This window comes from Nonomuraea sp. NPDC050547, assembly GCF_044457345.1.
GTDB lineage: Bacteria > Actinomycetota > Actinomycetes > Streptosporangiales > Streptosporangiaceae > Nonomuraea.
This window is the reverse complement of the sequence record NZ_JBITGW010000015.1, coordinates 1-15,586: the sequence shown is the minus strand read 5'-3', so window position 1 is coordinate 15,586 and position 15,586 is coordinate 1. Positions and strand designations below refer to the sequence as shown.

Below are 15,586 nucleotides of genomic sequence, written 5' to 3'. Positions count from 1 at the left end.
GCACTCCACGACACCTGCGTCCAAGTCGAGCCAGAGCGAGTTCTCGGTGTGGCAGCAGGCGCAGGTCAGGCCGTGCAGGAGGAACGCTGTGGGTCTCATGCCTGCCCCCGTTCGTCGAACGGGCCCATGTCGGCTTGCAGCCGGTACAGGTCCTGGTAGGGGTGCCGCAGAATGCGCGGGTGGAAGAGGGTGTAGGCGACCAGGCGGGGCAGGTGGTTGAGGCCGAGCAGGATGAGCGTCGGTCGTCCGGCGACCTGTTCGATCTCGTCGGAAGTGCCGAGGAAGGAGACCTTCACGCCGCACCCCCACTTTTCGCGAAGGTGGCGACCATGGCGCGGATGTCGGCATCGGAGACGAACGCGGCCCGCACTCGAACCGGATCAGGACTGGTTTCGAGCCGGACGTAGCCGACGCCAGCGCCCAGCTCCGGGGTAGAGGAGATCTGATCGGCCAAGGCGCCCCGGTCGCGGGCGCCATCGCCCAGGACCATGTCCACCTGTTCGGACTCGTCCAGGCGCAGGGCGATCTTGTCGGGGAACAGATTGCGGATGTTCATGACCTCCTTGCGCGGGTCCTGCAACGCGGCCATAACACCCACGCCGACCGCGCGGCCCTGGGTGGTGAGGGTGGCCAGGGCGGCGGAGATGCGGCGTTTGAGGTCGCGGTCTTGCTGGTAGGCGGTCAGGAACGCCACCTCGTCCACCACGACCAGGACGAACGGATCGTCCTTGGTGGGGGTGTGGGTGCGCTGGACGCCGGCCAGGCGTGCGGCGCGCTCTTGCATGAGGGTGACGGCGGCGTCGAGCAGGTCAGCACACGCTTCGGGGGTGGCGGCGTAGTGACCGCCGAACAGCGGCTTGCCGTACGACAGCTCCATCAGCTTCGGATCCAGCGCCCACACCTGCACCAGGCCGGCGGCGAGGGCCGGGAGGAGGGCGCGGATGACCGACCAGATGATCGAGCCCTTGCCGGCCCCGGTGGCGCCGGAGATCAGCACGTGGGTGCCGAGGATCTTCAGTAACCACGGGGTGCCGTCCTCCCGTTTGCCGATCTCCACCGGGCCGAGCGTCGGCGCGGCCGGGACGGCCAGTGCTGGCAGGGGTGTGGCGAGGGGGTCATGACGGGGGAAGGTCAGCAGCACATGACCGCTCTTCAGCACCGCCACACGGCAGGTGATGGCGCCGAAGCCGTGAGCGAGGTGGTCGGTGCGGTCGGACCAGTCCTTGACGGCTTGGCCGTTGAGCATGCGGGCGGTGACCTGGTCGGCCCAGCTCGTGCAGGTGATCTTGCCGAGCTTGGGCAGGTAGTCGCGGCCGCGCAGGTGGCGGCCGAGGCCGGAGACGATCATTGTGGGTTGCCAGTGCCGCCGGTACACCCAGATGAGTCGCCACCAGGCCAGCAGCCGGTAGCCCACGTGCCGGGCGAAGGTGGGCCGGTCGAGAACCGCCCAGGCGATCAGCCCGGTCACGGGTGGGGCGAGCAGAAGGAGTGCGACGCGCCAGCCGTACAGGACGGTTAAGGCGATCGGGGCGATGGCGAGGAAGACCGCGATGGGGTGACGCCAGGTGGTGCGCACCAGGCTGGAGATCATCCGCCAGGCCCAGATGCCGATGGTGAGGATGGCGGGGGTTTTGACGACGGCCGGTTGGAAGACGACGGCGGTGTCGGGGGTGGTGGAGACGAGGTTGTGTGCCTCGTCGCCGGGGAGCTTGCGGAACATAAGCTGGTGGCCTCTCGTGATGATGCAGTCAGGGGAGAAGATCGGGGGCCGCCGGAAGTTGCCGCTTCCAGCGGCCCCACCTCGCATCAGCCGGCCGCGTCCGGGGTGAGTGCGGCGGCCGGGGTGTCGGCGGTGTTCTGGGTGGCGTGCAGGCGTTCACAGTCGGCCAGGTAGCGCGCGGCCGAAGCGGCGAGTGTGCGGGCGATGCTCAGATCGGTGTCGGTGACCGCTCCGCTGGTGGACAGGGAGACGTCGGCCTCGCGGCTTCTGATGGTCAGCAGCGGGCGCGCGTCGTCGAGGACGTTGTTGCGGATCCACAGGTCGTTGCTGTGGAAGGTGACGTTGAGGTGAGGCGTCTTGTCCGGGGTCATGGTGAGGGTCACGTAGGTGTATGGACCGAGGTCGATGCTCATGCGGCGATCTCTTTCGTGGAGTGGATGCGGGACTCGATGGCCAGGGCGTAGCGGGTGGCGGCCGCCGCGAGCTGCCGGGCGAAAGCCAGGTCAGCGGCGGTGGGCGCACCATCGCTGGTGAGCAGGACGGTCGTGGCGCCGCAGTCCAGGGCCAGGACCGGCGACCGGTACGGATACGGGTGGCAGGTGGCGCGTGCTTCCTGGCCGGTGGTCAGCCGGATGACGCTGCGGCGCGGGGTGCGGCGGCGGGTCATACGGAGTTCTCCCGGACCGGCTTGGGTGCGGCCGGCCGTACGGCGGTCATCTCGCGCACCCGGATCGAGTAGGCGAGCCGTCCACTGGCGTTGACGTACGGGGTGACGGTGATGTGGTCGAAGCGGACCGGGGTGAATGGCAGCCCCGGCATCGCGGGCGGCGGGACCGGCTGAACCGAGGCGAGGATCTTCACGGCGACGGTCTTCTGCGCGGCCTTCACGGTCGGGTCGGCGTCCATGACCGCGACCTGCCAGACCGGCTCCTGGGACTGCTTGTCGCGAGCCTGAACGAACCGGCCGTTGGTCGAGGCGTCGAAGTCCTTGACCGGCTCGACGTCCCCGACCAGGTAGCAGCCGTGAGGGAAGAGCATCTCGTAGGTGACGGGGATCGGACCTTGCAGAGCCATGACGGCCCCTCTCTCTTGAGAGTCAGTCACTTAACCTATCAAGTTCTAATCTGAGATTAGGTCGTTCAACTTGGTAGGTCAAGTGCCTAAGTGAAGGGTGACGACGATCTAACGGTTTGGATAGCCCGCGAACTCCGTAGCCGTTGACAGCATCAACAAGATCATGAACCAGCAACGAGGCGGAGGCGCCCTAACGGCCATCACCATCACCTGGGTCGCCGGCACGCCCCTCTTGGCGATCGCGACGTTCCAAACGGGGTTCGCCCTACCCGGCGTCCAACCAGCGAACGGGAGCCTGGCGATCGTCTTATTCTGGGCGACGCTGCTTCTCGGGTTCGGAGCCCCAGCATTGGGTTTCATCGTGGCCGCATCACACAGCCACAAGGCCGGCGCATGGGTCTACGGCGTGATCTGTGCTCTGCTCGCCGTGATCGCGTTCTGGCTGATACCCAAGGAGCGGCCCCAACCCGTCCGCCAGCCGGAACCGCTCATCTGCACAGCCCCGCCGGACAAGGCGGTGGGCGTGCCAGGCTGCTAGCCGATCGGATAGGCGTCTTCCAGCTCGTGCCGATCAGCGGGAAGCAGCACTTCCACCACGAGCAGCGATTGCCCCGAGGCATCCCGAACGGCCCCGAACACGGCCAGCAACGGCACGTTCTTCGGCATGCCGAGCTGCTTCATTTCACTGACCGTGGGCATGCGGGCCGTGATCTGCTCCATCACGTGATCGAAGCGCACACCCTTACGCGCCTGTAGGTGTTCCCGCAGCCCTTGGGGAAGAGGCTCCGTGCTGGTCAGGTCGGTGCCCTGCGACAGCTCGGGCGCCATCCACACCGAGACGACCTCAGAAGGCTCACCGTCGCGCGCGACCACACGCCGCCGCAGGAACGCCTTGCTCTTGGGCTCCAACTCCAGGAGCGCCGCCACTCGATTGGGTACGGCTACCGCCCCGACCTCAACCACCTCGCCAGAGGACTCGGTCTCAGGCGTCACCAGGTAAGCCTGACCAGGACGAGACCGCTCAACCAAGGCCATCGCGGGCCGGCCACGCACGAAACGCCCCTTGCCCTGCTGAGACTCAATCCAGCCGTCCTCCCGCAACACCCGCAACGCGGCAACGACAGTAGGCCGCGAGACACCGAACTCCTGAATGAGCTGGTGCTCACTGGGAAGAAGCGACCCGGGCGGGTAGTCGCCGGACTCAATACGCCGCTTGAGAGTCTGCACAAGCTGCGCATACTTCGGCGGCACGGACTCAAGAGGCATCATGACCGTCCTACACCCAACAGGTTGTTTTACCAAGTTGGAGAGTAACTCTCCCGCGACACGCCTGTCTACGTCGCGGCACGTTTGGAACGAGAAGAACCCCGGCAGACAGGCCCCCTCGCTACGGGTTGGGCCACGGGGGAAGCACCATCTTCCTGTCTACCGGGGCAGTGAAAGGCGCGACGAGGCAGGCAACGTGACCCAGCTGAGACCCGTCCCTCCTGGTAGGGCTCATCCGCCTCGCCGCGCCGGCCTTCAGGCGCCCGCGATGTACTTGGCCAGAGCCGCAGCCGCGCCCGTCGCATCGTCGGCCGGATGCCGCATCACCGACTCCTGCCACGAGTAGTACGCGCCCTGCCCCGCCACGGTCACCGCCACCGGCAACCCCGGCCCACTCCGCCACACGAGCAGCAGGGAGTTGTTGTCCCGCAAGTTCGAATCGATGCCGATCGCGTCGAGCTGCAAGCCCAGACGCAAGAGCTTCTGCTCCACATCCCAGTTCAGGACGTCGGCCGCCAGGCCGGCCGCGTTCATGTTCATCTTCCGCTCCCTTCGACCCGGCCTTCTCCGAGGCAGTCGAGACACTCCCGCTCCCTGTCCATCCGTTGATCCGAACCGTCGTGCGCCACGAACAGCGCACGACGCGAGGTGCGCAGCTTGACCCCGAGCCCCCGACATGAGGGACAGGGGGATGTCTCGCTCGTCTCGTCTGGCCGGATCACCGTCGCCAACTCCTTGTTTGTCCGGCGCACCCTGTGGCGGGAGGCCGCTTGACGTAACGTTGTTGCTTGATGGCCAGTCCACCGGCAATTCCGCGATCCGAGACCACCTAAGAGACCCCCCTCTTAGCCCCCTTTTCGATCCCCGTCGGAAAGCAGGTCCTCTGAATGGCTGAGGCGACGCCCAATGTCCTCCTCCGGAGATGGCGTGAAGCGGAGAAACTCTCCCGAGCCGACTTCGCGCAGAGCATCAACCTCAGCAAGAACGGCCTCCGACACCACCTGACCTGCGACGAGGAACGGGTCAGGCGCTGGGAGATCGGGGAGGTCAGGTGGCCGCGCGAGCCGTACCGACTGGCCATCACCGACGTCACCGGCAAGAGCCCCGAAGACCTCGGGTTCGTCCCCAACCGGCGCGGGCCGAAGATCACCCACGTGGAGGAGGGCGACGTGCGACGACGTGAATTCGTGGGCTTGACCGGGGCCGCGCTCTTCAGCGCCGTTGTGGGCACGGTCGAGGACCCGCCCAAGGTCGGCACCGACCTCGAACCCCTCGCCAGCGCGCTCGTGGACTACGCCGCACCTGCCGATGGCCCGATCGACCTCGGCGCGTTGTCAGCCGCCGTGGTCGCCGCGAAGCAGAACTACCAGGCATGCCGCTACGCACAGGTCACGGCCGCCCTACCCGGACTCCTGCGTACGGCACGCGCCGCCTGCACCCGGCTCACCGGCGATGACCAACTGCGCGCCTACGTCCTGTCGGCCGAGGCCCACCACGTCGCCGCCTCTATCCTGCTGAAACAGGAGGACAAGGGCCTCGCGTGGCTCGCTGCCGACCGCAGCGTCCAAGCCGCCTACGCCAGCCACAGCCCCCTCATGATCGGATCAAGCTCGCGGATCATCACCCACGCCCTCATGGACGGCGGGCACCACCGAGCAGCCACCGACGCGACCAGGGCGGCAGCCGTACGCATGCAAGCCGACATGCACGACCCCACCGACGACGAGCTGTCCATCTACGGGTCACTGCTCCTGCGCGGCTCCATCGCCGCCGCGCACAGCGGCGAACGCCACAACATCGCCGAACTCCTGGACGAAGCCGCGGACGCCGGCGACCGGCTCGGACACGACGGCAACCACATGTGGACCGCGTTCGGCCCCAACAACGTGCTATGCCACCGCGTGAACATCGCCCTCCGGCTCGGCGACGCCGGCACCGCCATCGACTACGCCCGCCAGGTCCAGATCGACCAGTTGCCGATCAACGAACGCAAGGCGACTCTCTTGCTGGACACCTCCACCGCGTTCCTCCAGTGCGGCAAACACGAGCAAGCCCTCCACGTCCTGCGCGCAGCCGAGCAGATCGCCCCCGAAGAGGTAACCGGGCGAGCCGCAGCCCACCGCCTCATCCGTGACATCCTGGCAACGGCGCCGATCAGCGTCCGGCGCGAAGCTCGTGAGTACGCCGCATCCCTGGGAGTCCACGCGTGAGCCAGCCCGGCAAGGTCCTCTACATCATCGTCTGCGCCGCCGGACCAGCCGCCCACGTCGGCCGCCTCGTCACCCTCGCCCAGGACGACGACTGGACCGTCCAGCTCATCGCCACCCCGCAGGCTCTCGCCTTCATCGACACCGCCGCCCTGGAAAAGCAGACCGGCCGCCCCGTCCGCAGCGAATACCGCAAACCCCACGAACCCAAGTCCCCCAGAGCCGACGCCATCATCGTCGCGCCGGCCACGTACAACACCATCAACAAGTTCGCCCAAGGCATCGCCGACACCTACGCCCTAGGCGTCCTCTCCGAAGCCCCCGGACTCGGCATCCCCGTCGTCATCCTGCCGTTCGTCAACAGCGCGCTAGCCGGGCGAATCGCCTTCCAGCAAGCCGTCGAGACCCTGCGAACCGAAGGCATCCGCGTCCTCTTCGGCCCCGGCCAGTTCGAGCCCCACCCTCCCGGCTCCGGCGGCGACCGCTTCGACACCTACCCGTGGAAGCGAACACTCCGCGAACTTGCCGAATTGACCTCATAGGAATCAAGGGCGGCGCTCTGCGCCGCCACGCGGCCCTGTACGCGGCCGCACGCTGCGCGTGCGGCCTGGGGGCCGTTCTCGCGCACGCCCGCGCTCGGGCCGCTTCTACTCGACACCGGCATTCGACACCGCCTCACCGTGGAAGGCGATGACATCTTCAGCTATTCGCTGGTCACCGGGTTGAGATAGCGGCTTCCGTCCTGCCCGGCGGGCATGTAGTCGCCATCGGAAACGCCTTCGTTGACCTGGGGCCAATCGCACTTGGACGGTTGGTAGCGGCGGCTATATGCCCTGACCTGAGCAACCATGCTAGCGACCTCGACCAGCGCTCGATAGCGCTGCCGTCGTGGGGTCCTGGCGAATCGACGACCAGACATGCTCGACCGCTGCCTACACCTATCGCTAGACGGCGTACAGGCAAATCTTCTGGCCACTGCCACCTCTCCGGGCTACGCCGCCCAGCGCTGTAGGCCCAAAGGTCAGCCGGCCTCCGTAACCTCTTTTTTTGAGCCTTTCGAGATCTCTTCGAGAATACGATGGATGGCGCGTCGCGCCTTGGCTTCTTCCTTCTTGATTCCTAAGTCGCCACGAAGGGTGTAGAAGCCATTCTTCTTATTCACAATAGGCCGTTTAGCCGAAAGCGCTTCATCGAACATGACCGCTACTCGATCAAGCTCGTCAGCCAACTTGTCCGAGCACCCAAGAACGTCGCCAGGAATAAGTCTCTCATTCCACAGCTCCCACAGTTCGATTTCTGCAAAAACTGCGGCACAAGTTTGCACGAGTTGCTCAACCCTAGGAGAGTGTCTCGTGTCATGGTGCGTCATTCGCTGATGAAGAAGGCCAACGCCGTGCTCGCTCAAGCAGGCAATGCGTGACTGTACCTTGAGCTGGGGCGACTCCACACGGCCACGGAGCTCGAAGAAACCTGCGTGCGCTCCTTCGGCACTTCGAACAGCAAGCTCGGCCTCTGGATCAACCGACATGATGTCATCCGGATCAACGATCACGGTGAGATCGGGGAGAGGCATTAAGTCGTAGTATCTCTTAGGCCACTCCTCAAGTCTGATGGGCTCCCGCCTCACCACTCGAATAACCTGCACGTGGTCGTTGAGACGCGCCCCTTGCCTCATAGAGCATGGGTGAGACACAATCATGGCCAACTGCTGGTCATCGCCAGGCACACGTTCAACGCCAGGTATTTCTACGTCGGCGAACACATCCCCCGTAACTATAGGTCGGTGAACCGGCACTCCATCGCGATCTGCGGAACGACTAAGATAAAGATCGTCGGCGCTTCTCGGAGCCTCCAGCGGGTCCGCCATCTGACGTCCTACTCTTCTTGGCGACCAGAAGAATCTTCCACACCGGTGGAGATGATCGAAAGTTGCCCATCAGGCGCTCGGACAACTCGGGTGTGTTGGGACTTACTGTACCGCGCCGCGGAAGAGCAGGAGAGTAGTTCGGCTTGCGATATGTACCCCTTTGCGTACAAGAGAAGGGCTATCGCACCACCACTGGCATAAATGTCCGTTTTGCGAATCTCTTCAAGGGAGACAGAATCCTCCATGGAGAGGCTCAACCATGAGGCAGGATCACTGATGTGTTCATCTCGAAGCATCTGGAGAAAAGCCACGAGCTGAGCAAGCGCCTTCAAGCGGGCCGGAGAAACATCACCCCCGAGCCTCCATTTACGGATGGCCGGAACGCTAACGTTTACCAGGTGGGCGATCCCGCTCCATCCCAGGCCCCAGTCCGCCGTCAGCTCTCCGAGGAGTTCGGAGAGCCCCATTCGAGCCTTCTGGTCGGTGTTCTGGTGCAGAAGGCTGCGCAGCGTTGTCTCGTGCCATGCGGCCCGATCGTTGTGATGCTCAAGGGCCCTAAGTCTGCCCATGCCGGCATCGCGTTCGGTTCGCTCCGCATTGCTAATCCGAGTCCTGGTGTCAGCACCGCGAAAGCCGACGCTCGGTACTGGCGGGACCAGATGATGATCCACGAGTGTGGGTACTTTAGGATCAGGCACGGAAAACCTCTCTCGATTGATCCGTAACAGACCATTCGAAAGTGCTTTCGACGAGGTTATGCAGTCTCGCAATAGTCTCCATAACCGTCTCTCCTTCAGTGGCAACGGGCTCTTTGGCCGAACCAAATTGAGACGCGTCGAAATCTAGCACAAAGCACGGACCGGAAGTTCCATCAAGGACCAGGACGTCACTCGGGTCCACTACGCCTTCGGAGGTGATGCCGTACTGCATCGATATATATTCGGAGCCAGTTTTCGAGTGAAAGAATGCACTCTTTCTGTTCCCGAACACACACAAACCCTCAGGAGGTGTATCGACCTGACTTAGAAGCTGCTCATTAAGATACGGCATCCAAGCCTTGGGAAGATGCCACTGATCGTCGGAGATGCCGACAGCACTCGCTCGAATCTCGTTTATATATCTAAGGCCGACTCGCGTGTAAGATAACGAGCTTGGGAGCGATTCGCGCAACGCGCGAAGAGTTCGTTCGGTCAACTCTTCCAAGTCACCGTACGATTTATAGTCCGCCAGTTCGATAGTGACTGCTCCGGCATAGAGCGTGACAGCCCTCTTGCGATCTTCGGATATTCGCCGCAAGATTGGGTCGTGGTGTCCGGACGGTATCGCGATTTCCGGTTCGTTCGTGAACACCGAAACATCAGGGAGGTCGTCGGCCACCGCCGCCTCAAGTTGATCCCACAGTGTGCGGCTGAGCAGGCGCGTTGTCAGCGGAAACGTTAGCTCAAGTGCTACAAGCCGTAGGGGCGCGCTTGGGTAGACCTCTCTTGTGGTCACGATCTCCAACTCTTCCTGTTCTTGGCGATGGATGGCCCACTTTGAGACCTGTAACCAGGAGTGTAACTGAATCTGATACCGTTCGCCAGGAGTTAGACTGTAGGGTTTGCATAAATGCCTGCACTCTACCTGTCACACGTGGACAATCACGCTGCAGCGATCGACATGCAAATGCGAAGGAATGAATAGTTTGTCCATTTATAAGTAGATTTACACAAATAGTCCGATTTTCGCTCGTCCGTCTACTGTAGGCGAGATCAACATTGCGTAGCGCAATCGCTCCTCTTGGTGATGGCTTCGGTACATACGTCGGTGGTCAAAGGCAACACGGCTACATGTAGCGAGTTGCCTGCCACCCCGGAGATCTCGAAGGCCAGCCCGATTTGCAAGCAGGAGATCAGTGCTTCGAAGCGACTTCGCACGGATACCGCCCCCACGATCGCCCGATGTGGGTGGAGCGGTGGTAGTGGCCGGGGGCGATCGAAGGTCCGGGACTTCGTGCCTCAGCCCCGGCCCAGCGAGCATCGCAGCGAGAACGTCTGTGCGTGCGTCGGCCATGCGCTTCAGCCAAGCGATATGCGCGCGGAGTCCTGGCAAGACATGTGCGCCAGAAGTCCTTGCAGGTCAGCAGACTGGGTACCGGTGCCCTTCGCCCCTCGGACACACACTGTTGGCTTTGAAGTCCTGGTCGTGCGATCTTGCGGCCAGGGCTTTGTGCTTTCCTGGCGGGACGCTTGCGGAGAACGTTCGGCCCGCGGGATTGTGACCTCGGATCAGACCCGACCACCTACTGGGTTGAGCCGGCCTGCCAAGCACTCGTGGAACTTCGCCGCCGTGTCGTCCATGTGGTTCACCGAGGTGGTCAGGGGTGTCCCGCTGTCGGGTGAGCTGTGCGGGGAACGCCGCTGTGCTGCCGTAGTCCGGGCTGAGGCCTTGGGTGAGCTGCCTGTACGGCTGGCGCGTCTCGGCCAGCGGCTTCGCGCTCTGGCCCGGCTTGCGTACCCCGGCGCTACCCGTCCACTTGCCCCGGCTCATCGTGTACACGCACCGACACCCCGGTCGACGAACGTCCCCGGGGGGCTTCTCGTAGCTCCAGATGTTCCTCAACAGCAGTGCGGCCAGAGCAGAGGGCTGCTCTGGCCGACGGCGCTGGTGCCGGCGTTCGGTGGACGGTCCTGTTACTTGGTGGGCTCGGTCTGCTTGTCACCGAATACCGCCTTGACGAGCTGCTGCTTCACCTTCTCGAAGGCCCCGGACAGGGCGACCATGTCGAGCTCGGCTTCGCCGGTGGTCACCGAGGCGGTCATGGTCTTGCTGCCGTCGGGGGTGCTGTACATGATCGCGGCCCAGCCCCAGAATCCGCCGTTGTGGTGGAGGAGGGTGCCGGCTTCCTCGGTGTTCTCCACGAAGATCCCCAGGCCGTAGCCGATGGTGGGGTCGGGCTTGCGCATCTCGGTCAGGAGCGCGGCGGGGAGGAGGCGGCCGGAGTTCAGGGCGGAGATGAACGTGTGGAGGTCCTTCGTGGTCGAGATCATGTCACCGGCGGCGGAGATCCAGGAGGGGTTGAAGCTGGTGGTGTCGGCGGTCTTCCACTCCTCGCCGTCCTGGTAGCGGTAGTAGCCGTGGGCGTGCGGCTCGGGGATGTCCGGGGAGGACTCCGGCACGACTGTTCCTGACAGGGCGAGCGGGCGCAGGATGCGGGCCTCCATCTCGTCCGCGAACGTGCCGCCGGTGATCTTCTCGACCAGGAGTCTGGCCAGCACGTAGTTGGTGTTGGAGTAGCTCCAGGCGGTTCCCGGCTCGAACCGGGCCGGCTTGGACAGCGCCAGCCGTACCAGCTCTTCCGGCTTGTAGGTGTGGAACTGGTTGTCTTCCACCCATTCCTTGCCCAGTCCGGGGATGCCCGGCCCGAAGGTCCCGTCCTCGTAGTACTCGCCGGTAAAGTTGAACACGCCGCTGGTGTGCTGCAGCAGCATCCGGACGGTGATCCGCGGGTCCAGGCCGTATTCGGGCAGGTGGTCGTTCACCGGGGTGTCCAGGGTGGTCCGGCCTTCGGCCACCAGTTGCAGGACCAGGGTCGCGGTGAAGGTCTTGGTGGTGCTGCCGATCCGGAACAGTCCGTCCGTCGCCGGCTTGGCGGTCTGGCCGAGCTCGCTCACGCCGGCGCTGCCGACCCATTCTCCCTGTTCGTCGTTCACTCGCAGCTGCACTCCGGCGGCCAGGCCTGCGTCGACGAACTCCTGGATGGCCTTCTGCAGTTCGGGGCGGGTCTCGTGGGTGGTGGTCATGGTGGTGCTCCTTCGGAATCTGTTGCGTCAGGTCAGGCGGCGTCGAGGGCTTCGGTGATCTTGCGGGTCATGTCGGCGACGGTGGGGCTGGGCTGTCCCTCGTGGGTACGGGCGGCCGCCTCGACGGCGACGATCACGGTGTGGCGGTAGTTGGCCGCCTCGGCCGGATCCTGCTGCTTGAGCAGGGCGACGGCTGCCGTCAAGGCGGGCAGGACCCGGTCGGCCAGTTCGGCGACCGTCTTGCCGGTCATGTTGATGTCCTTGCTCTTCGCGGCGAGGACGTGCCCGATCAGGCCGGTCGCGGAGGCCAGGGCGATGGAGCCCTGGGTGGCGGCCTTGTGGGGCGAGCCGGCGACGTCGGCGGCGGAGATCAGCGAGACGGCTCCGTAGGCGGCGGTGCGCAGGGTGGCCTTGTCCTGGTCGGTGAGGGTGACAGTCATGATGGTGTGCTCCTTCGGATCTGTGCGTTCTTGCGGTGCTTCAAAGCATCGCCAAGTGCCCTGATACCGAGTGGTCGCCGTCCTGACGCGGCCGCTGACACGACATCGCGGGCTCGGCGCCGAAGGGGTCGCAGGCGTCGGGAAACAGGCCCGCGTGGCATCACGAGGGCCTTGGGCGCGTGTTCGTGCTGGTCAGAAGGCTATTGGGGGCTCACCTGCGTGATTTGATGATCGTCTTTCGGGTGAAAACCGGGTGACATTTCATGTCTCTTCCCGGAATGTTGAGCGGGGGCGATGAGTTTTGTCGGTGGTGCCGGTCAGTCTTTGCATGACCACAACTTCTTGTGAGACCCAAGGCTGGGATGCCAGCCGTGACCACGTCATAACCGACAATCCAGATCGAGGTTCCGTGTCCAGTCCACAGCTCGACTCACCCGCCAAGCCCACGACCGGCGTCGTCGCAGGTCGTACCCCGGCCGTGATCCGGCTGCTGGTGCTCGCCACGTTCGTGGTCATCCTCAATGAGACGATCATGATCAATGCGATCCCGCAGCTCATGGAAGCTCTGCACATCACTGAGCAGACCGCCCAATGGCTCTCGACCGCCTTTATGTTGACCATGGCCGCGGTTATCCCGATCACCGGTTGGTTCCTGCAGCGCGTGTCCACGCGCAGCGCGTACACCACGGCGATGGGTTTGTTCCTCCTCGGCACCGCGTTGGCCGCCGCCTCGCCGACGTTCGAGGTGCTGCTGGGTGCCCGGATCATCCAGGCGTCCGGCACCGCGGTGATGATGCCGCTGCTCATGACCACGCTGATGCAGGTCGTGCCCGCTTCTGACCGGGGCCGGGTGATGGGGAATCTTTCCCTCGCCATCTCGGTCGCGCCTGCCATGGGGCCGGCGGTGTCGGGTCTGATTCTTCAGTTCGGGAACTGGCGGATGCTGTTCATCGTCGTGCTTCCCATCGCGGCGCTGATCACGTGGGGCGGCCTGAAGCAGCTCAAGAACGTCGGGGAGCCGAAGTTCAGCACGATCGACTGGCTGAGTGTGGTGACCGCCGCCGCCGGTTTCGGCGGGTTCGTCTACGGGCTCAGCCGGTTCGAGGGCGGCTCCCCGGGGATGGCCGCCGCGATCGTGGGCGTCGGGCTGCTCCTGATCGGGGCCTTCGTTCTTCGTCAGATCTCGCTGCAGAAGCGCGGGACGCCGCTGATGGACCTGCGTACGCTGCGCCACCGCACGTACACCGTCGCGCTGATTCTGATGTCGGTCGCCTTCATGTCGATGCTCGGCTCGATGATCCTGCTGCCGCTGTACTTGCAGACCATCCGCGGGCTCAGCCCCCTGGAGACCGGCCTCCTGGTGATGCCCGGTGGTCTCGCCATGGGGTTGCTCGGTCCGACGGTCGGGCGGCTGTTCGACAAGTTCGGTGGGCGGGTGCTGGTCATTCCCGGCTCCATCGGGATCACGCTGGCGTTGGCCGGGTTCACTCAGGTCACCATGACCATGCCGTTCTGGCAGATTCTTGGGCTGCACGCTCTGCTCATGGTGAGCCTCGCGGCTCTGTTCACTCCGGTGTTCACCCTCGGGCTCGGCGCGGTTCCCTCGCATCTGTACTCCCACGGCAGCTCGATCCTGAGCACGCTGCAGCAGGTCTCCGCGGCCATCGGTACCGCGCTCGTGATCACCGTGATGAGCGCGCGGGCCGATTCGCTGAAGGCCGGAGGGATCGCGGAGAACGTCGCCCTCCTCGACGGCATGCGACTGGCCTTCATCATCGGCGCGGTGCTGTCCTTGGCCGTGGTCATCGCCGCCCTGATCCTGCCCGCCCGGTCGGACAACCCGGTCGAGCACTAACAACACCCCCGTGAGGGTCCGCCTGTGAGGGGCGGGCCCTCACTCGCGTCTCAAGGTCTATGTCGTACGCGTCCGTAGTCGGCCAGGGCGCGGAAGGCGGATTTGGGGTCCCAGGGGAGTCCTGGGTAGACGGTGCCCGTATGGCCGGACTCCAGGATCTTGACGACACCGAAGGAGGCGGCGTCGAAGTCGCGCTCCGGGTCGTCGGAGTGGGGCAGGTGCCGGTTGGCGAATGTGTTGACGAACGCCGCGTCCACCCCCGCTTCCTCGTAAATGGTGAGGAGTTCCAGCACGTACCGCGTCTGCTCGTCCTCGTCTCTGGTGACCTGGGTGCGCAGGCGGGGGCGGGCGTGCGCGTCGTACTCGACGATGGAGTCGCCGCGGCCGCCCAGCGCGGCCGCTCCCCGGTGGGTGGCGCAGCCGAACTCGGTGACGGCGAACGGCTTGCCCTGCGCGACCTGCGCCCGCAGGCCCTCCAGCCAGCCGGGCGGCGTGGTCGCGTCGCGGTATCCGGCATCGGTGGCGATGACGTCGAACGGTGCCCAGTCGACCCCTTCGAAGGGGAGCGAGGCGTAGCCGACCTGGCCGCCGAAACGTTCACGCACGCCGGCCACGGCCTCCTTGAAGAAGGCGTTGACGGCGCTGTGCAGGGCGGGCAGGGCGGCGCGCATGCGCTCGGGGTCGGTGAACAGGCCCAGGCGCTCCTCCAGAGTGTCGCCGGGCAGGAAACCGCTGGTGAACAGGCTGATCTCGGAACCGGTGAGCAGGACGACGCGCGATCCTGCCCGGCGCAGGCGTTCGGCTCGCTCGGCCGCGTCCAGGAGGAACGCCAGCAGTTCGTCCTGGGTCAGGCCGTTGGTGAACGGCGAGTACCAGATCTCCAGGCCCGCTTCCGCAGCGAGCTGGGCGGCGGTTTCCAGGCGGTCCTGGACGCCTCCGGTGATGCGTACGGCGTCGCAGCCCAGATCATCGTGGATGATCCGCATCTCCCGGCGGACGATGCCGGGGTCGAAGGGTTCGTGGGTGGTGGATCCGGCGGAGGTGAAGCCGGTGTCGTAGGTGATTCCGTAGGCGCGCATCAGAAATCCATCTCCCCGCCGCTCGGAGTGGCCGGGTTCTTCTCCGGCTTCTCGGCGATGACGGCCTCGGTGGTCAGGAACAGCGCCGCGATGGAGGCGGCGTTCTGCAGCGCCGAGCGGGTGACCTTGGCCGGGTCGAGGATGCCCGCGTCGAACATGTTGACGTACTCGCCGGTCGCCGCGTTGAGGCCCTCACCGGGGGTGAGGTTGCGCACGCGCTCGACCACGACGCCGCCTTCGAGACCGGCGTTGACCGCGATCTGCTTCAGCGGCTCCTCCAGCGCCTTCTTCACGAT

18 protein-coding genes are annotated in these 15,586 nt (G+C 64.9%); 4 read left to right on the top strand and 14 right to left on the bottom strand.

From position 1 onward, the window contains the following. Nucleotides 1–95: 95 nt before the first annotated feature. The 5 genes from ACIBHY_RS33365 to ACIBHY_RS33345 all read right to left on the bottom strand — a co-directional run bounded on the left by ACIBHY_RS33365 (nucleotide 96) and on the right by ACIBHY_RS33345 (nucleotide 2,794). A complete protein-coding gene (locus ACIBHY_RS33365) occupies nucleotides 96–296 on the bottom strand; it encodes a hypothetical protein (RefSeq protein WP_397308783.1) in 201 nt (66 codons plus the stop codon). Continuing rightward, nucleotides 293–1,720, bottom strand: coding sequence for an FtsK/SpoIIIE domain-containing protein (locus ACIBHY_RS33360; protein WP_397308782.1), 1,428 nt, complete (start codon nucleotides 1,718–1,720; stop codon nucleotides 293–295). Before ACIBHY_RS33360 ends, ACIBHY_RS33365 begins: the two co-directional genes overlap by 4 nt. Nucleotides 1,721–1,806: 86 nt before the next feature. Further along, nucleotides 1,807–2,133: a hypothetical protein gene (locus ACIBHY_RS33355; protein WP_397308781.1), complete on the bottom strand. Its 327-nt coding sequence runs from the start codon at nucleotides 2,131–2,133 to the stop codon at nucleotides 1,807–1,809. Continuing rightward, the gene (locus tag ACIBHY_RS33350; protein WP_397308780.1) at nucleotides 2,130–2,387 is read right to left on the bottom strand and encodes a hypothetical protein; all 258 of its coding nucleotides are present in this window, start codon (nucleotides 2,385–2,387) and stop codon (nucleotides 2,130–2,132) included. Before ACIBHY_RS33350 ends, ACIBHY_RS33355 begins: the two co-directional genes overlap by 4 nt. After that, nucleotides 2,384–2,794 (bottom strand): plasmid replication, integration and excision activator, encoded by a 411-nt coding sequence (locus tag ACIBHY_RS33345; protein ID WP_397308779.1) that lies wholly within the window; start codon nucleotides 2,792–2,794, stop codon nucleotides 2,384–2,386. Before ACIBHY_RS33345 ends, ACIBHY_RS33350 begins: the two co-directional genes overlap by 4 nt. A gap of 163 nt (nucleotides 2,795–2,957) precedes the next feature. Here ACIBHY_RS33345 and ACIBHY_RS33340 point away from each other — a divergent pair, with 163 nt between their 5' ends. Further along, complete coding sequence (locus ACIBHY_RS33340) at nucleotides 2,958–3,332, top strand: hypothetical protein (protein WP_397308778.1); 375 nt, start codon at nucleotides 2,958–2,960, stop codon at nucleotides 3,330–3,332. On the opposite strand, the gene ACIBHY_RS33335 is transcribed toward ACIBHY_RS33340, so the two are convergent. Continuing rightward, complete coding sequence (locus ACIBHY_RS33335; RefSeq protein WP_397308777.1) at nucleotides 3,329–4,063, bottom strand: GntR family transcriptional regulator; 735 nt, start codon at nucleotides 4,061–4,063, stop codon at nucleotides 3,329–3,331. The two genes, ACIBHY_RS33340 and ACIBHY_RS33335, sit on opposite strands and share 4 nt — an antisense overlap. Before the next feature lie 252 nt (nucleotides 4,064–4,315). Then, complete coding sequence (locus ACIBHY_RS33330) at nucleotides 4,316–4,600, bottom strand: hypothetical protein (protein ID WP_397308776.1); 285 nt, start codon at nucleotides 4,598–4,600, stop codon at nucleotides 4,316–4,318. Nucleotides 4,601–4,947: 347 nt separating this feature from the next. Between ACIBHY_RS33330 and ACIBHY_RS33325 the strand changes: the two genes are divergently transcribed. Continuing rightward, the gene (locus ACIBHY_RS33325; protein ID WP_397308775.1) at nucleotides 4,948–6,270 is read left to right on the top strand and encodes an XRE family transcriptional regulator; all 1,323 of its coding nucleotides are present in this window, start codon (nucleotides 4,948–4,950) and stop codon (nucleotides 6,268–6,270) included. Beyond that, nucleotides 6,267–6,809 (top strand): flavoprotein, encoded by a 543-nt coding sequence (locus ACIBHY_RS33320; protein WP_397308774.1) that lies wholly within the window; start codon nucleotides 6,267–6,269, stop codon nucleotides 6,807–6,809. Before ACIBHY_RS33325 ends, ACIBHY_RS33320 begins: the two co-directional genes overlap by 4 nt. A 479-nt stretch (nucleotides 6,810–7,288) precedes the next feature. Here ACIBHY_RS33320 and ACIBHY_RS33315 read toward each other — a convergent pair whose 3' ends face one another. The 5 genes from ACIBHY_RS33315 to ACIBHY_RS33295 form a co-directional block, all read right to left on the bottom strand. Then, the gene (locus ACIBHY_RS33315) at nucleotides 7,289–8,134 is read right to left on the bottom strand and encodes a hypothetical protein (RefSeq protein WP_397308773.1); all 846 of its coding nucleotides are present in this window, start codon (nucleotides 8,132–8,134) and stop codon (nucleotides 7,289–7,291) included. Nucleotides 8,135–8,142: 8 nt separating this feature from the next. Beyond that, entirely contained in the window at nucleotides 8,143–8,805 is a 663-nt protein-coding gene (locus ACIBHY_RS33310) for a hypothetical protein (RefSeq protein WP_397308772.1), read from the bottom strand. A gap of 19 nt (nucleotides 8,806–8,824) precedes the next feature. Continuing rightward, entirely contained in the window at nucleotides 8,825–9,628 is an 804-nt protein-coding gene (locus tag ACIBHY_RS33305; RefSeq protein WP_397308905.1) for a TIGR04255 family protein, read from the bottom strand. Between the two features lie 1,178 nt (nucleotides 9,629–10,806). Beyond that, nucleotides 10,807–11,916 (bottom strand): serine hydrolase domain-containing protein, encoded by a 1,110-nt coding sequence (locus ACIBHY_RS33300; RefSeq protein WP_397308771.1) that lies wholly within the window; start codon nucleotides 11,914–11,916, stop codon nucleotides 10,807–10,809. Between the two features lie 32 nt (nucleotides 11,917–11,948). Beyond that, on the bottom strand, nucleotides 11,949–12,356 hold the full coding sequence (locus ACIBHY_RS33295) for a hypothetical protein (protein ID WP_397252825.1): 408 nt from the start codon (nucleotides 12,354–12,356) through the stop codon (nucleotides 11,949–11,951). Nucleotides 12,357–12,834: 478 nt separating this feature from the next. Here ACIBHY_RS33295 and ACIBHY_RS33290 point away from each other — a divergent pair, with 478 nt between their 5' ends. Continuing rightward, entirely contained in the window at nucleotides 12,835–14,211 is a 1,377-nt protein-coding gene (locus ACIBHY_RS33290) for an MDR family MFS transporter (protein ID WP_397308770.1), read from the top strand. Between the two features lie 50 nt (nucleotides 14,212–14,261). Here ACIBHY_RS33290 and ACIBHY_RS33285 read toward each other — a convergent pair whose 3' ends face one another. Further along, nucleotides 14,262–15,290, bottom strand: coding sequence for a hypothetical protein (locus tag ACIBHY_RS33285; RefSeq protein ID WP_397308769.1), 1,029 nt, complete (start codon nucleotides 15,288–15,290; stop codon nucleotides 14,262–14,264). Then, on the bottom strand, nucleotides 15,290–15,586 hold a 297-nt coding region (locus tag ACIBHY_RS33280; RefSeq protein ID WP_397308768.1), incomplete at its 5' end, for a TCP-1/cpn60 chaperonin family protein. The genes ACIBHY_RS33285 and ACIBHY_RS33280, both read right to left, overlap by 1 nt.